Here is a 1340-nt window from a genome sequence, read left to right as displayed (position 1 = left end):
GGGATAAGCCTGGGAAACTGGGTCTAATACTGGATATTCAATTTCCATCGCATGGTGGTTTTTGGAAAGGGTTTCTGGTCAAGGAGGGACTCGCGGCCTATCAGCTTGTTGGTGAGGTAATGGCTCACCAAGGCGACGACGGGTAGCCGGCCTGAGAGGGTGACCGGCCACACTGGGACTGAGACACGGCCCAGACTCCTACGGGAGGCAGCAGTGGGGAATATTGCACAATGGGCGAAAGCCTGATGCAGCGACGCCGCGTGAGGGATGACGGCCTTCGGGTTGTAAACCTCTTTCAGTAGGGAAGAAGCGAAAGTGACGGTACCTGCAGAAGAAGCGCCGGCTAACTACGTGCCAGCAGCCGCGGTAATACGTAGGGCGCAAGCGTTATCCGGAATTATTGGGCGTAAAGAGCTCGTAGGCGGTTTGTCGCGTCTGCCGTGAAAGTCCGGGGCTTAACTCCGGATCTGCGGTGGGTACGGGCAGACTAGAGTGCTGTAGGGGAGACTGGAATTCCTGGTGTAGCGGTGAAATGCGCAGATATCAGGAGGAACACCGATGGCGAAGGCAGGTCTCTGGGCAGTAACTGACGCTGAGGAGCGAAAGCATGGGGAGCGAACAGGATTAGATACCCTGGTAGTCCATGCCGTAAACGTTGGGCACTAGATGTGGGGGACATTCCACGTTCTCCGCGTCGTAGCTAACGCATTAAGTGCCCCGCCTGGGGAGTACGGCCGCAAGGCTAAAACTCAAAGGAATTGACGGGGGCCCGCACAAGCGGCGGAGCATGCGGATTAATTCGATGCAACGCGAAGAACCTTACCAAGGCTTGACATGGACCGGACCGGGCTAGAAATAGTCCTTCCCTTCGGGGCTGGTTCACAGGTGGTGCATGGTTGTCGTCAGCTCGTGTCGTGAGATGTTGGGTTAAGTCCCGCAACGAGCGCAACCCTCGTTCCATGTTGCCAGCACGTGATGGTGGGGACTCATGGGAGACTGCCGGGGTCAACTCGGAGGAAGGTGGGGACGACGTCAAATCATCATGCCCCTTATGTCTTGGGCTTCACGCATGCTACAATGGCCGGTACAATGGGTTGCGATACTGTGAGGTGGAGCTAATCCCAAAAAGCCGGTCTCAGTTCGGATTGGGGTCTGCAACTCGACCCCATGAAGTCGGAGTCGCTAGTAATCGCAGATCAGCAACGCTGCGGTGAATACGTTCCCGGGCCTTGTACACACCGCCCGTCAAGTCACGAAAGTTGGTAACACCCGAAGCTGGTGGCCTAACCCCTTGTGGGAAGGAGCTGTCGAAGGTGGGACTGGCGATTGGGACTAAGTCG

1 rRNA gene is annotated in these 1340 nt (G+C 56.8%); it reads left to right on the top strand.

The annotated features are described in order from the left end of the window. Positions 1-1340: ribosomal RNA gene (locus IE069_RS15530) — 16S ribosomal RNA — on the top strand; the annotation flags it as partial.

The organism is Zhihengliuella salsuginis (assembly GCF_014651715.1).
In the GTDB taxonomy this organism is placed as follows: Bacteria; Actinomycetota; Actinomycetes; order Actinomycetales; family Micrococcaceae; genus Zhihengliuella; species Zhihengliuella salsuginis.
Note: the sequence above shows the minus strand (reverse complement) of the source record. Positions and strands in the feature narration are given on the sequence as shown.